Below are 752 nucleotides of genomic sequence, written 5' to 3'. Positions count from 1 at the left end.
TGCCGAAGATAGTGTGTCTGCGTCTCGGCGATAAGGCGCGGTTAGCCGATATCCCAGGACGCGAGGTGAGTCCCGCAATGCAGGCATTGGAACAGATACGCGGTGGGCTCACCGTTGCGGTCGAGCCGGTGCAGGAACTCTTCGGTTTCCTCGGGTGACCAGCCGAGTTGCCGGTGGCTCGCGCGAAGCATGTTCAGGGCGTCCGGATGAGTTTCGACATCGCGGTAGCCAGCCGGGCCGAGAAAGGCCGCGCCATCGCCGCAGTGGTAGAGCCATGACTCTTGCTGCCAACCAGTGAAGCCGGGGGTTCGGCGAGTGATCTCCTCGATGACGTGGTGCGGCACGTCGTCAGGCACGTCGACCGCGTCGCTGAACTCGGCAGGCATGTCCAGGATGTCGCTGCCCTCCGTGTCGGCGGCAACGACGCCGAGTGCCCTGGAAGCCTCCCCGGAGTAGATACAGTGCAGGCAAAGACTTTCGGGTTGTCTACCGTAGATCGGTCCCCGGTAGCGAATTTGCCGAAGTTGACCGCAGACGCTGCATTCGTGCTGAACCCGCACCGCCGAGCCCGTGGCCAAGGGATCAGGGTGGTATCGAAACACCGGCTCGGTCACGAGCCCATCATGCCAACTGTTGGTCGCCGCCCCGACGGCGGCTGCTGGTCCCTACCGCCTCGCGCACGCCTTCAGCAGAGTCGGAGGATCGTCGATTTGATGGGTTCGATGTCCCCGTCGGTGCCCTCTTCTGCCGCG

General features: G+C 64.0%; 1 protein-coding gene. It reads right to left on the bottom strand.

Translation table 11 applies throughout. The annotated features are described in order from the left end of the window. Positions 1-41: 41 nt before the first annotated feature. A complete protein-coding gene (locus DKT69_RS15475; RefSeq protein WP_109802260.1) occupies positions 42-614 on the bottom strand; it encodes a CbrC family protein in 573 nt (190 codons plus the stop codon). Between the last annotated feature and the right edge of the window lie 138 nt (positions 615-752).

Origin of the sequence: Micromonospora sicca, from assembly GCF_003172935.1 — a bacterium.
Lineage (GTDB): Bacteria > Actinomycetota > Actinomycetes > Mycobacteriales > Micromonosporaceae > Micromonospora > Micromonospora sicca.
The sequence above is the reverse complement of the archived record's forward strand: the minus strand, read 5'-3'. Positions and strand labels throughout refer to the sequence as shown.